Source organism: Variovorax sp. Root473, from assembly GCF_001426505.1.
Classification (GTDB): Bacteria; Pseudomonadota; Gammaproteobacteria; order Burkholderiales; family Burkholderiaceae_C; genus Variovorax.
This window is the reverse complement of record NZ_LMEV01000001.1, coordinates 259233-259437: the sequence shown is the minus strand read 5'-3', so window position 1 is coordinate 259437 and position 205 is coordinate 259233. Positions and strand designations below refer to the sequence as shown.

The window sequence follows — 205 nt, the reverse complement described above, 5'->3', positions numbered from 1 at the left end:
CTCCAGCTTGTCCACGAGCCTCAGCTCCACGAACAGCAACCTGGACAGTCTCTCTACTTCGACGTCGTCGGGCTTGAGCACAGCCACGAGCAGCATCGACAGTCTGTCGACGTCTACGTCGAGCGGCCTGAGCACGGCGACCAGTGGTATCTCCAGCCTGTCCACAGGCCTGAGCACCACGAACAGCAACGTCGGTAGCTTGTCG

1 protein-coding gene is annotated in these 205 nt (G+C 61.0%); it reads left to right on the top strand.

Annotation, left to right across the window (positions count from 1 at the left end; genetic code table 11):
- Window positions 1-205, top strand: a 205-nt coding sequence (locus ASD34_RS27975) for a hypothetical protein (RefSeq protein ID WP_235509947.1), incomplete at both ends; no start/stop codon positions are given.